The sequence below is a fragment of the Pseudoalteromonas sp. S558 genome, assembly GCF_005886635.1.
In the GTDB taxonomy this organism is placed as follows: Bacteria; Pseudomonadota; Gammaproteobacteria; order Enterobacterales; family Alteromonadaceae; genus Pseudoalteromonas; species Pseudoalteromonas aliena.
Map to the genome: position 1 here is coordinate 1 of NZ_PNDU01000466.1, position 457 is coordinate 457.

The following is a 457-nucleotide window of genomic DNA, read 5'->3' on the forward strand; positions in this document are numbered from 1 at the left end:
GACAAAGTTTTCGTAACCACTAAAAATAATGATTAAAAGTAACCCAGCTAATAACGCGGTATCCACTAGCGTTAAAATACCAACGAGAAGCTCTTGGTTAGTAGATGTAAACGTTGCTAGACCCATTAAATAAAGCTGTTTAAAAAACTTTATCAAAAGTAGTACAACAGCAAATAATAAACCGACAAAAAACGGCGCGAGTAACCAACGCCCTTTAAAAATAAAGGATTCTAATGCGTGCTCTACTTTATTTGTATGACGCAGCTTTGTATCTGGTGTGTGTAGTGACATTGATTCATCTTTTTATAAAAAAAGCGACCTTAGCCTATATAGCAATTCAACACAAATAGATGTACATATAGCTATGTAACCTGAACTCTGGATAATAAATCTATCTCGAGCAGCTATTTTCAGCGGTTAGGTGGTGGAATGTAGTTGGAGTCTGCGGGCTCTTGAC

At 36.5% G+C, this 457-nt stretch carries 1 protein-coding gene; it reads right to left on the reverse strand.

Annotated elements, in window-relative coordinates; all coding sequences use genetic code 11:
- Nucleotides 1-291: YqhA family protein (locus CWB66_RS20865; RefSeq protein ID WP_171037558.1), on the reverse strand; the 291-nt coding region annotated here is incomplete at its 3' end.
- Between the last annotated feature and the right edge of the window lie 166 nt (nucleotides 292-457).